The sequence below is a fragment of the Rhodococcus spelaei genome (assembly GCF_006704125.1).
In the GTDB taxonomy this organism is placed as follows: domain Bacteria; phylum Actinomycetota; class Actinomycetes; order Mycobacteriales; family Mycobacteriaceae; genus Rhodococcus_G; species Rhodococcus_G spelaei.
The window spans coordinates 521,585-535,372 of the sequence record NZ_VIGH01000001.1 but is presented as its reverse complement, the minus strand read 5'-3'; the positions used below and the strand labels follow the sequence as shown (position 1 = coordinate 535,372).

General features: G+C 69.5%; 12 protein-coding genes. 6 read left to right on the top strand and 6 right to left on the bottom strand.

Going from position 1 to position 13,788, the window contains the following annotated elements; translation table 11 throughout:
• Positions 1-84 precede the first annotated feature (84 nt).
• The 3 genes from FK531_RS02415 to FK531_RS02405 all read right to left on the bottom strand — a co-directional run bounded on the left by FK531_RS02415 (position 85) and on the right by FK531_RS02405 (position 4,373).
• Positions 85-1,263, bottom strand: coding sequence for an oxygenase MpaB family protein (locus FK531_RS02415; RefSeq protein WP_354003499.1), 1,179 nt, complete (start codon positions 1,261-1,263; stop codon positions 85-87).
• 117 nt (positions 1,264-1,380) lie between these two features.
• A complete protein-coding gene (locus FK531_RS02410) occupies positions 1,381-2,538 on the bottom strand; it encodes an alpha/beta hydrolase (RefSeq protein WP_142095018.1) in 1,158 nt (385 codons plus the stop codon).
• Positions 2,535-4,373: a multicopper oxidase family protein gene (locus tag FK531_RS02405; RefSeq protein ID WP_142095338.1), complete on the bottom strand. Its 1,839-nt coding sequence runs from the start codon at positions 4,371-4,373 to the stop codon at positions 2,535-2,537. Before FK531_RS02405 ends, FK531_RS02410 begins: the two co-directional genes overlap by 4 nt.
• A gap of 115 nt (positions 4,374-4,488) precedes the next feature.
• Between FK531_RS02405 and FK531_RS22190 the strand changes: the two genes are divergently transcribed.
• The 4 genes from FK531_RS22190 to FK531_RS02385 all read left to right on the top strand — a co-directional run bounded on the left by FK531_RS22190 (position 4,489) and on the right by FK531_RS02385 (position 7,393).
• Positions 4,489-5,346 (top strand): lipase family protein, encoded by an 858-nt coding sequence (locus FK531_RS22190; RefSeq protein WP_181762784.1) that lies wholly within the window; start codon positions 4,489-4,491, stop codon positions 5,344-5,346.
• A gap of 10 nt (positions 5,347-5,356) precedes the next feature.
• Positions 5,357-5,923 (top strand): TetR/AcrR family transcriptional regulator, encoded by a 567-nt coding sequence (locus FK531_RS02395; RefSeq protein WP_181762783.1) that lies wholly within the window; start codon positions 5,357-5,359, stop codon positions 5,921-5,923.
• A 151-nt stretch (positions 5,924-6,074) separates the two neighbouring features.
• Positions 6,075-6,986 carry a hypothetical protein gene (locus FK531_RS02390; RefSeq protein ID WP_142095017.1) on the top strand — a complete coding sequence of 304 codons (912 nt, stop codon included), beginning with the start codon at positions 6,075-6,077 and terminating at the stop codon, positions 6,984-6,986.
• A gap of 29 nt (positions 6,987-7,015) precedes the next feature.
• On the top strand, positions 7,016-7,393 hold the full coding sequence (locus FK531_RS02385; RefSeq protein WP_142095016.1) for a DUF309 domain-containing protein: 378 nt from the start codon (positions 7,016-7,018) through the stop codon (positions 7,391-7,393).
• 86 nt (positions 7,394-7,479) lie between these two features.
• Here the strand turns inward: FK531_RS02385 and FK531_RS02380 are convergent, their stop codons facing one another.
• Positions 7,480-8,517 (bottom strand): aspartate-semialdehyde dehydrogenase, encoded by a 1,038-nt coding sequence (locus tag FK531_RS02380; protein WP_142095015.1) that lies wholly within the window; start codon positions 8,515-8,517, stop codon positions 7,480-7,482.
• A 2-nt stretch (positions 8,518-8,519) separates the two neighbouring features.
• Positions 8,520-9,788, bottom strand: a complete 1,269-nt coding sequence (locus FK531_RS02375; RefSeq protein ID WP_142095014.1) for an aspartate kinase — start codon at positions 9,786-9,788, stop codon at positions 8,520-8,522.
• Between the two features lie 162 nt (positions 9,789-9,950).
• Between FK531_RS02375 and FK531_RS02370 the strand changes: the two genes are divergently transcribed.
• A complete protein-coding gene (locus FK531_RS02370; RefSeq protein ID WP_142095013.1) occupies positions 9,951-11,168 on the top strand; it encodes a low temperature requirement protein A in 1,218 nt (405 codons plus the stop codon).
• 33 nt (positions 11,169-11,201) lie between these two features.
• Entirely contained in the window at positions 11,202-12,749 is a 1,548-nt protein-coding gene (locus FK531_RS02365; RefSeq protein WP_142095012.1) for a bifunctional 3'-5' exonuclease/DNA polymerase, read from the top strand.
• Here the strand turns inward: FK531_RS02365 and FK531_RS02360 are convergent.
• On the bottom strand, positions 12,734-13,717 hold the full coding sequence (locus tag FK531_RS02360) for a helix-turn-helix domain-containing protein (RefSeq protein ID WP_142095011.1): 984 nt from the start codon (positions 13,715-13,717) through the stop codon (positions 12,734-12,736). The two genes, FK531_RS02365 and FK531_RS02360, sit on opposite strands and share 16 nt — an antisense overlap.
• Positions 13,718-13,788: the final 71 nt, after the last annotated feature.

The window sequence follows — 13,788 nt, the reverse complement described above, 5'->3', positions numbered from 1 at the left end:
GCTGCCTCCGATTCGTGGTGGGAAGTCCCGTATGCGTCACCGCCGCAGTGCACCCGTGCGTCACCGCCGCAGTGCACCCGAGCGTCACCGCCGCAGTGCACCCTTGGCCTGGAAGTCCGCCTCCCGGCCGTCCATCTGCGCCCGATACCAGTTCTCCCGGTGCCACACCGCAATTCGCTCCAGGCGACCCGACACTCCCGGAACGAATCGCCGGGCCAGCTCCATCACGGTCACCAGCGGGAAGCGTAGGACCGGGATGAGCACCCAGGGAAAGGCCCGCGGCAGGTCGTACTTCCGACGGGTCTTGGGGCCCATGAAGATCGCCGCGTATGCAGAGTAGATCCGGAAGTTGTACTCCTCCCGGAGCCGCTGCAGGCCGCGGTGGCCGTCACGGGGCGCGAAGCTCGCCGGGAACGACTCGATCAGCTCCGCGCCGTGCTTGCCGGAGTCGTAGGAGCGCGAGGCGATCACCATCGCCAGCGCGCGCAGGGTGTCGCGGACGGTCTCCGGGTACCAGCCGACCCGCACCCCCAGCAGGTGCCCCATGTACCGCTGGAAGTGCAGCAACGCCCGCATCTCCTTGGGCGTTGTCTGATAGCCCAGCGTCCACAAGGCCAGCGCTGGCGCCACGCTGCCGCCGATCAGCGTGAGCATCATGTACCCCTGGCTGATCGGCAGACCCCAGCGCTCGCTGTCCCATTCCGGATGCTCGGCGACGCGACGGCGCACCGACACGTGCATCACCCGGACCCGCATCGCGGTGGCACGCCCCTTCGATCCGGGGGTCAGCAACGCGTGCGGCTCGGACAGGTCGATCCAGAAGCGACTGGTCTCGAGGAACCGGCGCAGCGCGTTGTCGCCGGCATAGCCGCCGGACAGCGACAGCGGCGTGGCCACGGCGGCCTCGGTGTACATCTCCAGGGTGGTACTCCCCGCGACGGTGAAAAGCATGGTGCCCCAGCGCCGCCAGATCGCCGCGCCCTGCTCGACCAGCTCGGGCCGCACCCAGTCCGGCACGTCCTCGAACTCGGCGAACAGCTCCGTCATCGACGGTGGTGCGTCGGGCACCGCGTGCACTCCCTCGGTGAGTGCGCGGTCGAGCATCGCGCGCCCGGCGACGGGCCCGATATCTCCCTCGAAGACCTCGTCGATGAAGCGTTCGGCTACCGGGTCGCCGCCGTACAGGTCGTTGCAGAAGGCGGTCGCCTGCTCGTCGGTGGGGAACAGTTCGCCACCGGTCAACCGACGGCTCAGTTTCTGCATTCTCCGGGTTCGAGGTGAGTTCAGTGAGTCCCAGTAGCGAAAAGCGGTGGGGCACTTGTCCTGCGCGGGAGAAATATCCCGAGGCCCTTCCGTCGACCGCACCTGACTGGTCATCTCTCAGATTCCTTCCGCTAGTGACTGCGCGACCAACCAGTCGCATAGTCGGGTCACCACCGAGTCGAGTCCGTCCGCCTGGTCGACCAGGTAGTGGTTGAGCCCTGCCATCTCGATCAGTTCCGCACTGCCACCGGGCAGCGCCGCGTGCAGGTCCCGCGAGTCGGAGGGGAACGCGGCCTGATCTGCCATCAGCGACATCACCATCGCCGGCGTCTTGACCGTGGTGAGGTCCCTGAGTGCGTCCGCGTTGGTGTGATCGAAACTCCATGTGCTGAGCCAGCTTCGGACCGTGACGAACCGGGCCAGCCCACCTGCTGCGGTGTTGGCGGACCGGGGGTCGCCGTACATGCTGCCCAGCGCCCGGTCGCTGGGATCGACGGTGAGGTCGATGAAGCGGGGGTCGGCCGTGGTGCGGTGCACCACGAACCCGCGATCGGAGGCCCCGGTCCGGGTGAGCTCGTCGACCTGCGCCAGGGCCCACGCGTCGATCCGCCGCATCCGCGCGAGCTGGGCGTCCCGGTAGTCGCGCAGCCAGTCGGCGTCCAGCGGTACCGCGCGTCCCGGCGCAAACAGGTCCAGGTCCGGGTCGGTGGCGAACGGGTCCAGTTCGTCGGTCACCGCGCCGTCGATCCAGTTCCGCAGCACCCGCGCCCGCCCGGGGTGCGCGCCCACCAGCATCAGCGCGTCGGCGGGAATCAGTTCCGCGGCGGCGAGGTCCACCGGGTCTCCGGCGGGGGTCGCGGTGACGGTCGGGCGCAGCGCCTGGGCCTGGTAGAACGAGGCCAGCGAGCCGCCGCCGCTGAAGCCGAGCAACACCACCTTGTCGAAACCGAGTTCCTCACGCATCCACCGGACACCGGCACCGAGGTCGAGTGCCGCTCGCTCCATGATCAACGCCGGTTCGTTGTTCGCGTACCGGGTGTTCAGTCCCATCGCGGGCAGGCCTGCCCCGGCGAGGGCCCGCAGCAGGAAATGGGTGAGGAAGTTCGACGCCGGGTGCGCCATGACGACGCCGACTTGCCTCGAAAATCCCGGTTTGGCAACGAGGTTCGCATGCAGGGTCGGATAGTGCCGGCTCAGGCCGGAGTGCATCTCGATCCGGCCGTCGGTGGCGGGCTGGTACGGGATCCGCTGGAAGTGGTCGAGGGTCTCGGTCATCGGACGGTCCGGAACTTGAGCATCATGTCGTGGTCCTCGTGGTCGAGTATGTGGCAGTGCCAGACGTAGCCCTGCAGTGGTGGCGCGGCGATGGTCCCGCCGTGGTCCATACCCAGATGGACGTCGTGGACACCGGATTCGCGACCGATCGCCGGGGTCGCTGCGCGGCCGGTGGTCGCCGGACCAAAGGTCGCGTCCGGGTCGAAGCCCAGTTCGTCCGCGGTGGGGAACCGCACGACGATCCGGGTGATGGAGTTCGGGTTCACGATCACCGTCTCCTTGAAGCCGACCTCCCAGGGTTCCGGCGGGATCAGCGGCGAGATCGTGAACGGGTCGGCGGACGGCGTCCACCGGGTGCCGATCGGAGGCTGCGGGTTGTGCAGGGCGTACCGCAGCGTCTCGATCACCTGGCGGCCCAGCACCCGGAAGGTCACCAGGTGGATGTGTACCGGGTGCGGGTCATTGGTGGCGTTGACGATGTTCCACTGCTCGACGGTGCCCTGTCGGGGCATCTCGATGTCCGTCGAGGAGTAGGTCAGGTTGTTCAACGACATGATCGACGGCGGTAGCCGGAGTTCGGTGGGCTGGGTGAGGGTGACGTTGCGGACGACCTCCGGGGCCGGCACCGGTGGCAGCGCAGCGGGCTGGCGTCGGCCGCCGCGCAGGGTCTGCGGCACCGCCCCGGTGAAGCCCCGGGCCCGACCAACCCGGAACCGGCAGAGCAGCGGCATGAGCACGCCCCCGATCTGTGCGGCCTGCCCGGGTGCCGCCTCGTCGTTGCGAAGCTCCACCGTCGCGTCGGCGTCCAGCACGCCGAAGTCCACCAGGATGTCCACCCGTTCGGCCGGGGCGAGGCGGACGTGCGTGGTGGGTACCGGCGCGTCGAGCAGACCGCCCTCGGTGCCGATCACCCAGAACCGCATCCGGTTCCCGAAGTACAGGTTCCACACGCTGTACGAGGCGGCGTTGAGCAGTCGCAAGCGGTAGAGCCCGCGGGCCACCTCGAGTTCCGGCCAGATCTTGCCGTTCACCACCCCGACATCGCCGACCGCTCCGCCTTCCCAACGGCCCTGCGGCACAAGCGGTGTCGAACGGATACTCTGCCTGCCGTCGGCGGTGAACAGCTTCTCCTGCATGACCAGCGGCACTTCGTACTGGCCGGCGGGCAGGCCGAGCGGATTGTCGTCGCGGCCGGTGTCGAACTCGTCGCGCAGGGTGTACAGCCCGGCCAACCCGGCGTACACGTTGAGTCGGGTCACGCCCATGGCGTGGTCGTGGTACCACAGGCAGCCGGCCTCCCGGCGGTTCGGGAAGTGGTGGACGAATCCCTCACCGGGGCGCGAGATCAACTCGGGATGACCGTCGAATTCCGGAGCCGTCACGCCGCCGTGCAGATGCATCGAGGTGGGCACCTCGGTGCGGTCCCGCTCGCTGAGTCCGTGCAGCGAGGTGTCGAAATCTGCGGCGAACGGGTGCGTGGCGATGTCGTTGTGGAACGCGACAGTGGTCGGCTCACCGGCGTGTGCCTCGATCGTCGGCCCGAGGTAGTCCATCCCGCCGTAACCGAGCGACGGTGACGGATCGAGGTCCGTGTGGAACCGGTGCAGGCCGCTTGCGGCGCGTACCTCGAAGTCGGACCCGGTGAGGCTGGGCAGTGGCGGAAGCGGGTCCCGGAAGGGCTCGACCGTCGGCGACTGGAAGACCAGTGGCCGAGTGGGATCGCCCTGCCGGATCCGGCCCGTCGCGACGCTCGCGGAGCCGGCTGACACCGTGCCCACGCCCGCCGTCAGTGCCAGGCCCCGGACGAAGGCCCGGCGGGAGATCGATGCCGACATCTTCACGTAACGCTCCTGTGGCTGCTCGAACAGATCACTTCTCGGAGGTTGCGACGCTGACCATACCCTACCGTATGGTATGGAGAAGGGGATTTCGCGATCGCTCGGAGGACTCGTGATCACTGCAGGTAGAAGGCGTTTCCTGACGATCCTCGCGGCAACCGCGCTGGCCGTGTCGGCCCCGACGGGGACTGGCAGCGCCGCCGCGGACACCACCGAAATGCCGACTGCCGGAGCCGCCTGCGGCGACCATCGGGATCGCGCGGTGCTGCTGGTCCACGACCTGGCCGCGAACGCCGACCAGTGGCGCGACCTGGCCGACGACCTCGACGTCCGTGGGCTGTGCAGCTACCGCTTCACCTACGGGGTCACCGACCCACGACTGCCGGTCGCCGGGCTGGCCGCGCTCGAGGACAGCGCGGACGAACTGGCGGCGGCGGTCGACGCGGTGGCGGCCGGGGGCGTCGTCGACATCGACCTCGTCGCGGCCGGCGCCGGGGCCCTCGTCGCCCAGCGGTACCTCCAGAACCACCCGCGCGAGCACCGGGTTCGCTCCGTTACCGCAGTCGGATCGATGTGGGACGGCACCAGCATCGCCGAACTCGGTGCGGCCGAGGATCTTTCCCGTCGGCTCGGGACGTACGACACGATCCTCGCCCTGGAGCGACCGCTGATCGACCCGCTGTGCGCCGGCTGCCGCCAACTGGTCCGCGGATCGGACTTCCTGACCGAACTGCACCGGGCACCCTTCCCGACACCGGGGGTTACCTACACCAACGTCCTGTCCGCCTCGGACGGGCTCGTCGTCCCCTTCACCTCGGTCGCCACGGCCGGGATGACCACGATCGTGATCCAGGACGTCGATACATCCAACCGCAGCAATCACTTTCAGCTCGCGGCCGATCCCCTCATCCGGCAGCTCACCGTCGCGGCGCTGCTGCGCGCCCGCGGCGTCGGCGCTGCCGGCTCGTAGGATCACTGGCATGGCCTCCACACCGGCGCCAAAGCGCTCCCCCCGACTGTCCGTAGACCAGTGGACGCAGGCGGCACTGGATCTTCTTGTCAGCGAGGGTGTTTCCGCGGTCAAGATCTCGCGTCTGTGTGACCAGCTGCAGGTGACCAAGGGCAGCTTCTACTGGCACTTCGCCGACCTGGCAGAGCTGATGACCGCCGTCGCCGAGCGCTGGTGCGGGCAGCAGAACGACGCGGCCCGCGGTCTGGACCTGGTCGAGTCGATTCCCGCGCAGCAGCGCCTCGAGCAGATGTCCGCGATCCTCATCGAACACCGGTCGTGGTCGGTGGAACGGGCGATCAGGGACTGGGCCCGCACCGAGCCGCGGGTGGCCGAGGCGGTCCGTGCCCTCGACCGACGCATCATGCAGCTCGTCCAGGACGCGTTGACCGACGTCGGGTTCGACGCGGAACAGGCCCGGCTACGCGCCGGCACGCTGGTCTACGCCGGTATCGGGTTCGTGCACGGTCGCGACAGCCTGCCCACGCCGACCCCCGAGGAGATGCACGCGATCATCGCGCTGCTCACCCAGCCGTAAGCCCGCGCCTCCCGACCCGCCGAGAGTGCACCTGCTGTCGCTTCCTCTCGGGCGATGCCCCGACAAGTGCACGCTCGGCGGCTGCGCGAACGAAGACTCACCTCGGCCGGATGATGGTGGACCGGCCGATGTCGAGTTGACTGTCCTCGTGATGAAGCAGTCGAAGCTCTCGGTGGCCCTGGCCAAGGAGGCTCTCGAGGTCCAGAGGCAGACCGCCCGCGGCTGGCTGAAGCGGACGGCACCGGGTCGGACGGTGGCGCGGGTGATCAAGTCGATCATCGACATCGAACTGGGTGACCGCTCGATGACCCTCGCCGCCCAGGAGTTCACCTCCGTGCTGCCGGTGATCATCGTGGTGGGCACCATCGGAAATCTTCGCCCGGCCTCGGACACCCTCATCGACCAGTTCGGGTTCGATCCGACGTCGCTCGACCTCGCCGCGACCCTCGGGGCCGTCGACGCCAACAAGCCGAGCTTCGCCACGTTCGGGATCATCGGCCTGCTCATGGTCATCGTCAGCGGCACGTCGTTCGCCCGTGCCCTCGGCCGCGTCTACGGCAAGGTGTGGAACATCCCGACCCTGTCCATCCGAGGCGGCTGGCGCTGGATCGCGGTGCTGATCGCGGTTGCCAGCTCGTTCGGACTCATCGCACGAGTGCAGAGCCTGTCCGGGGTGGACTGGGTCGGCCCGCCACTGGCGTTCGGCGTCGAGCTCGTCATCTGGTTCGCGTTGTGGTCGGCCGTGCCGTATCTGCTCACCGAGGGCAGGCTGCGCGGGCGCGTGCTGTGGGCCACGGCCGGGCTCACCGCGATCGGGTTGGCGCTGCTACGCATCGCCGGTCATGTCTACCTGCCCCTCGCAGCGGCCTCCGGCCAGCAGAAGTTCGGTGCGCTCGGGCTCGTGTTCACCACCATCACCTGGATGTTCGTGATGTCCGGTGTCGTCGTCGGCTCGGCCGCGATCGTCAAGGCGCTCGCGCTGGACGAGGGGGTGCTCGGGCGCCTTCTCCGCGGTCCCGTGGTGACGACGGAACCCGAACCGGCGCACGAGAGCGCGAGGTGAGTTGCACCGCCATCCACTAGATTCGAGTCATGGCCGATGCACCCGGGGGCCCGCAGCTCGATCTCGGCGCCACCGTCACCGAATCACAGCGCCTGCTCGATCACGGCGCAATGGAGGAAGCCGGGGTCCTGCTCGCGAGCACGGCCCGCGACGCACCCGCCGAGGAACTCGAACTGTGGCAGGGCCTCGCGCTGCTGATCGAGGGACTCACCCAGGCGGCACGCGGCGAGACCGCTGCCGCGACGTTCGCACTGCGGCGTGGCCGGGACCTGATCGGCCCCTACGAGGATCGGCCGCCGCACGCGCTGGACGTCTCGGGACTGCTCGGCTGGTCGACCCACCTGGTCGACGAGCTCGCTGCCCCCGACCGTCCCGCCCCGCCGGTCCCCCGCCTCCGCCTCCCCTGACCCGCCACCCCAAAAGGGTGAAGGGAACCTTCACCCGGTCAGACCGATTGAAGGTTCCCTTCACCCTGAATGCGAGCGGCGGAGAGTCAGCCGACGAGCAGCTCCGCGATCTGAATGGTGTTGAGCGCGGCACCCTTTCGCAGGTTGTCGCCGCAGACGAACAGCGCCAGTCCGCGACCGCCGGGCACGCCCGGGTCCTGCCGGATCCGACCGACCAGCGACGGGTCCGAGCCGGCCGCGGCCAGCGGGGTCGGCACGTCCACCAGCTCGACGCCCGGGGCGTCGGCGAGCAGTTCCTTCGCGCGCTCGACGGACAGCGGGTTGCCGAACTCGGCGTTGATCGAGAGCGAGTGTCCGGTGAACACGGGCACGCGCACGCAGGTGCCGCTGACCAGCAGGTCGGGCAGGCCCAGGATCTTGCGGGACTCGTTGCGCAGCTTCTGGTCCTCGTCGGTCTCGCCGCTGCCGTCCTCCACCAGCGCACCGGCCAGGGGGATGACGTCGAACGCGATCGGCGCGACGTACTTGTTCGGCTCGGGGAACGCGACCGCGCGACCGTTGTGGACGAGCTTCTCGGCGTCGTCGATGACGGCGCGGGCCTGCGTCGCGAGCTCCTCGACGCCGGCCAGTCCGCTGCCGGACACGGCCTGGTAGCTGCTGACGATCAGCCGCTGCAGGCCCGCCTCGTCGTGCAGCACCTTGAGCACCGGCATCGCGGCCATCGTCGTGCAGTTCGGGTTGGCGATGATGCCCTTCGGCGGGTTCTTCGCCTCCTCCGGGTTCACCTCGCTGACCACCAGCGGGACCTCGGGGTCCTTGCGCCAGGCGGACGAGTTGTCGATCACGGTGGCGCCGGCCGCGGCGAACCGCGGGGCCTGCGCGCGCGAGAGGGTGGCACCGGCCGAGAACAGCGCGATGTCGATGCCCTTCAGGTCCTCGTCGGACACGGCGGCGGCGTCCTCGACGACGATCTGCTCGCCGCGGAACGGCAAGGTGGTGCCTGCCGAGCGGGCGGACGCGAAGAACCGCACCGTGTCGGCCGGGAAGTTCCGCTCCTCGAGCAGGGTGCGCATGACGGCGCCGACCTGTCCGGTCGCGCCTACCACTGCAATTGTCAGAGCCATGACTAGCGTCCCGTTCCCGCGTGGACGACGGCCTCTTCGTCGCCGCCCAGATCGAATGCCTTGTGGATTGCGCGCACCGCGTCGTCGAGGTCGGCGTCCGCGACGAGCACCGAGATGCGGATCTCCGAGGTGGAGATCAGGTCGATGTTGATACCCGCCTCGGCGAGTGCCTCGCAGAAGGTGGCGGTGACGCCGGGGTGGCTCTTCATGCCCGCGCCGACGAGGGAGACCTTGCCGATGCTGTCGTCGAAGAGCACCTCCGAGAAACCGATCTCGGCCTGCAGCGCGGTCAGCTTCTCGACTGCGGCGGTGAGGTCCGTCTTCGGCAGGGTGAAGGTGATGTCGGTCTTGCCGGTGTCGACCTTCGAGATGTTCTGCAGCACCATGTCGATGTTGATCTCGGCCTCGGCGACGGCGCGGAAGACCTGGGCCGCGTATCCCGGGGTGTCGGGCAACCCGACGACGGTGACCTTGGCCTCGCTGCGGTCGTGCGCGACGCCGGTGAGGATGGCTTCTTCCACGGGAATGTCCTCCATCGATCCGGACACCATGGTGCCGGGCTTGGTGGTGTACGAGGAACGAACGTGCACGGGCACGTTGTAACGGCGGGCGTACTCGACGCAGCGCAGCATGAGCACCTTCGCCCCGCAGGCCGCCATCTCGAGCATCTCCTCGAAGGAGACGGTGTCCAGCTTCTGCGCGTCGGAGACGATCCGCGGGTCGGCGCTGAAGATGCCGTCGACGTCGGTGTAGATCTCGCAGACGTCGGCCTTGAGGGCGGCCGCGAGCGCGACGGCGGTGGTGTCGGAGCCGCCGCGGCCGAGGGTGGTGACGTCCTTGCTGTCCTGGCTGACGCCCTGGAAGCCGGCGACCAGCACGATCGAGCCGCGGTCGAGGGCGTCACGCACACGACCCGGGGTGACGTCGATGATCTTGGCGTTGCCGTGCGCGCTGGTGGTGATGACGCCGGCCTGCGAACCGGTGAAGGAGCGGGCCTCCTCACCGAGGCTGTGGATGGCCATCGCGACCAGCGAGTTCGAGATGCGCTCACCCGAGGTGAGCAGCATGTCCATCTCGCGCGCCGGCGGCCCCGCCGGGCAGACCTGCTGGGCGAGGTCGAGCAGCTCGTCGGTGGTGTCGCCCATCGCCGAGACCACGACCACCACGTCGTTGCCGGCGCGTTTCGTCTCCACGATCCTTTCGGCGACGCGTCGGATGCGCTCGGCGGATGCCACCGAGGATCCGCCGTACTTCTGCACGACGAGCGCCACGCCAAAACCTCCGGATCGGGGAACGGTAAGTAAGTCCGGTTGTCCAGCTTACCGACGCCTTCGCGCACACTCGCAGCCAGCCGGTACCACGTGTGGTCGGTCCTCCCGCCCGGGGCCTCCCGATAGTCGGCGGACGAACGCAACCGGTGGCAGCATGAGCGGGTGATCACCCCGAAACGCCTCCGTGTGCAGGCAGTTCAGGAGCGGGCGGCGGTGTCGCCGCTCGAACTGTTCTTCGACCTCGTATTCGTGTTCGCGTTGACCCGCGTCACCGACCTGATGGCGGACGATCCCACCGGCACCAACCTGCTGCGCGGGGTCCTGGTGATGGCGGTGGTGTGGTGGAGCTGGGTCGGCTACGCGTGGCTCTGGAACCTGGTGCGGGCGGACGAGGGCGTCTCCCGGGTGGTGGTGTTCGCGGCGATGGGGGCGGTGTTCGTCACCGCGCTGACCATTCCGGAGGCGTTCGACGACCTGCCGGGCGGCCTGGACGGACCGGTGGTGTTCGCGCTCGGCTACTTCGTGGTCCGGCTCCTCCACATGCTGATGTTCTGGATCGTCAGCGCCGACGATCCGCAGTTGCGCAAGCAGCTCCTGCGATTCGCGCCGAGCATGCTCGCCGGCACCGCATGCCTGCTCGTGGCCTCCCAGCTGACGGGCACCGCGCAGACCGTGATGTGGATTCTGGCCCTGGTGGGCGACTACCTCGGCACGCTCGTCGGCGGGACCGACTGGCGACTGCGGTCGGTGAGCCATTTCGCCGAACGGCACGGTCTGATCATCATCGTCGCGCTCGGGGAGTCGATCGTCTCGATCGGCATCGGTGTGGCGGCGCTGCCGATCTCCTGGGCGATCATCGTGGCCTCACTCCTGGGCCTCGGCGTGTCCGCACTGCTGTGGTGGGCCTACTTCGACGTCACCTCGCTGGCCGTCGAGAACGCCCTCGAAGCCGCGTCCGGCGCCAGACAGATCGCCGTCGCCCGCAACTGCTACTCCTTCGGGCACCTGCCGATGGTGGTCGGGATCGTGATGCTCTCGCTCGGCCTCAAGAAGATCCTGGCCTACGTCGGGGACGGCAACCATCATCGACTCACCGACCCGCTGTCCGGCTGGCCGTTGGTCGCGCTGCTCGGCGGTGCGGCCCTGTACCTGCTGGCGCTGGTCTTCTTCAAGGCGTACGCGACACGGTCCGTGACCGTGCCGCGCGTGGTCGCGGCCGCGGTCCTTGCCGCACTGGTCCCGGCGCTCTGGCACGCGCCCGCGCTGGTGACCCTCGGCGCGCTGGTCGCGGTCCTGGCCGCGATGATCGGCTACGAGATGTGGCGGTTCTCCGACCCGCGCGAGCAGATCCGGCACGGCGAACACGAGCAGTCGCCGTAGAACGCTGTCGGACCCGCGAGGCACACTGACACCGTGAGGATCGTGGTGGCGCCGGGCCCGGAGCGCGCCGTCACGATCCGGACCGACGACGCGGGCGTGGCGCTGGGGTCCCCTCAGCACTTTCCCGACCTGCCCGCCGCGGTCCGCGCGCTCGAGCCCGAGCATCCGCGGTGGGTCTGGCCGGACACGGCCGCCGTCTACCCCGCCGTACTGCGCGCGGGCCTGCGGGTGCAGCGGTGTCACGACCTGGCGTTGACGGCGGCACTGTTGCGCACCCGCGCCGGCGAACCGCCAATCGACGCACCCGCGCCCGTCGACGACCGCCCGGGACTGTTCGACACCACCCCGGCCACCGATCCGTCGACCGTCCTCGCCGAGCACGCCGACCAGCTCGGCCGGATCGGACCGGACGGGCGCCTCACGCTGCTGGTGGCTGCGGAGTCCGCGGGCGCGTTGGCGGCGGCCGAGATGGGCCACGTCGGGATGCCGTTCTCGGCGGCCGCCCACCACCGCCTGCTCGAGTCCGCCCTCGGTCCGCGCGCGACCGGGGACACTGTGCCGCAACGACTTCGCGAGGTGGCCGACGAGGTCAGCGCGGCCTTCGGCCGGCCGGTCAACCCGGCGTCGCACGTGGAGCTCGTGGCGGCGTTCGCCCGCGACGGAATCGAGCTGACCTCGACCCGCGCCTGGCTGATCCGGGATGTCGAGCACCCGGCGATCGAGCCGTTGCTGCGCTACCGCGACCTGGCGAAGCTGCATGCCGCCAACGGCTGGAGCTGGCTCGACACCTGGGTCCGGGGCGACCGGTTCCGGCCCGTCTACGTTCCGGGTGGCGTGGTGTCCGGACGCTGGGCGAGTCGCGGCGGCGGCGCACTGCAGATCCCGAAACCATTGCGCACCAGCGTGATCGCTGATCCCGGCCACACCCTGGTGATCGCCGACGCGGGACAGCTCGAGCCACGGATCCTCGCGGCGATGTCGGGCGACCGCCTCATGGTCGCGGCGGCGGGCGCGGACGACCTCTACGCGCCGGTCGCGACGGAGGTGTTCGACGGCGACCGGGCCAAGGCGAAGGTCGCGATCCTCGGCGTGCTCTACGGTGCGACGGCGGGCGAGGCCCGGGCACTGCTCACGTTGCTGCGCAGGCGATTCCCCACCGCCGTGCAGTTCGTGGAGAACGCCGCCCGCGCGGGCGAACGCGGCGAGGTGGTGCACTCGTGGCTCGGCCGGGCGTGCCCGCCGCCGGACGAGCGGTGGTGGTCGACGGGCGACGCGCACGGCCCGTCCGATGGGGACGCTCGCGCTCGCGGCCGGTTCACGCGCAACTTCGTCGTGCAGGCGACCGCGGCGGAGTGGGCACTGTGCCTACTGGCCGACCTGCGCCGCAGGCTCGCCGACGAGGAGGGAGCCGAGTTGGTGTTCTTCCAACATGACGAGGTGGTGGTGCACTGTCGCGATGCCCGGTCGGCGACGCGGCACGTATTGGATGCCACCGCGGCGGCAACCCGACTGCTGTTCGGCGACACCGATGTTCGGTTCCCGATGGATATCGCGGCCCGGGACTGCTACGCCGACCCCTGACCCCGCACCACCGGCTGCCGCCGGATCGTCCGGGGTGACGAGCCGGTGAGGTCCCGGACCGCCCGGCTGAACTGACTGAGTCCGACGAACCCGCAGCGGACCGCGACCTGGCTGACGGTCAGGGCGGCGTGCGCGGGATCGGTGAGCAGCTCGACGCCCCACTGGACACGCCGTCGGCGGATCAGGTCGTAGACCGAATGCTCCTCCGCCTCGAACAGTTTCTGCAGGTACCGGGGACTGACGTTGATACTCGCCGCCACGTCGGCGATGGTCAGCGCGGGATCGGTGAAGTGACTGTCGACGAATTCCCTTGCCCGCGCCCGATTCTGGGTACCGGTCTCGTCGTGCACCGGCGACCGGTCCGTCGCCTGCCGGATCACCGCGAGGCAGAGGTCGACGATGGCGTGCTCGATCAGGGTGGTCTCCGCGGCACCCGGCTTGCACAGGTCCGATGCGACGAACTGGGTGAGCACCACCGCGAGCGCTTCGCACAGCGGGGACGCCGCAACGGTCGCACCGACCAGCGCCCGGGAGTCCACGGACCGCGAGGTCAGCAGGACGTGCGGCAGGTAGATGAACACGTAGTCACCGCGACGGGACAGCCCGACCTCGAACGGCGCGGCGAAGTCCGCGAACGTGACCTCGCCCGCGGAGGCCCTGGCACCCGCACGGTTCTGTTCCACCCGCACCTCGCCGGACCGCACGTAGACCATCGACAGGTAGGCGCTGTGCTCGTCGGCCAGCATGCTCGACGTCCGGATCACCGAAACAGCGGACGAGCGAAGCCGATTGACACGAATCGAACCGAAGTCGGCCGAACTCATCTCCGCACGAAAGCGCTCCGGCCGACTGGCGACCATCTCGGCGGCGACGGAGAGCAGTTCGAGCCCCTCCGGCCCGCTCACCCGCACCCCGCCGTGGAACCGTTGCGTGAGCGACGACGCCTGCGGCAACGACCTCCCCGTCATGTCCACCCCAGTCACCCCGACTCAGGAATCCCCAACTCGGGGAAGACTACCGCCGCGGCTCGCCTCGCGTG

Coding starts and splice junctions, on each gene's coding strand:
- FK531_RS02380 (WP_142095015.1), bottom strand. CDS start 8,517: ATGGCTCTGACAATTGCAGTGGTAGGCGCGACCGGACAGGTCGGCGCC.
- FK531_RS02385 (WP_142095016.1), top strand. CDS start 7,016: ATGGCCGATGCACCCGGGGGCCCGCAGCTCGATCTCGGCGCCACCGTC.
- FK531_RS02410 (WP_142095018.1), bottom strand. CDS start 2,538: ATGACCGAGACCCTCGACCACTTCCAGCGGATCCCGTACCAGCCCGCC.
- FK531_RS02415 (WP_354003499.1), bottom strand. CDS start 1,263: ATGCAGAAACTGAGCCGTCGGTTGACCGGTGGCGAACTGTTCCCCACC.
- FK531_RS02405 (WP_142095338.1), bottom strand. CDS start 4,373: ATGTCGGCATCGATCTCCCGCCGGGCCTTCGTCCGGGGCCTGGCACTG.
- FK531_RS02390 (WP_142095017.1), top strand. CDS start 6,075: ATGAAGCAGTCGAAGCTCTCGGTGGCCCTGGCCAAGGAGGCTCTCGAG.
- FK531_RS02395 (WP_181762783.1), top strand. CDS start 5,357: ATGGCCTCCACACCGGCGCCAAAGCGCTCCCCCCGACTGTCCGTAGAC.
- FK531_RS02360 (WP_142095011.1), bottom strand. CDS start 13,717: ATGACGGGGAGGTCGTTGCCGCAGGCGTCGTCGCTCACGCAACGGTTC.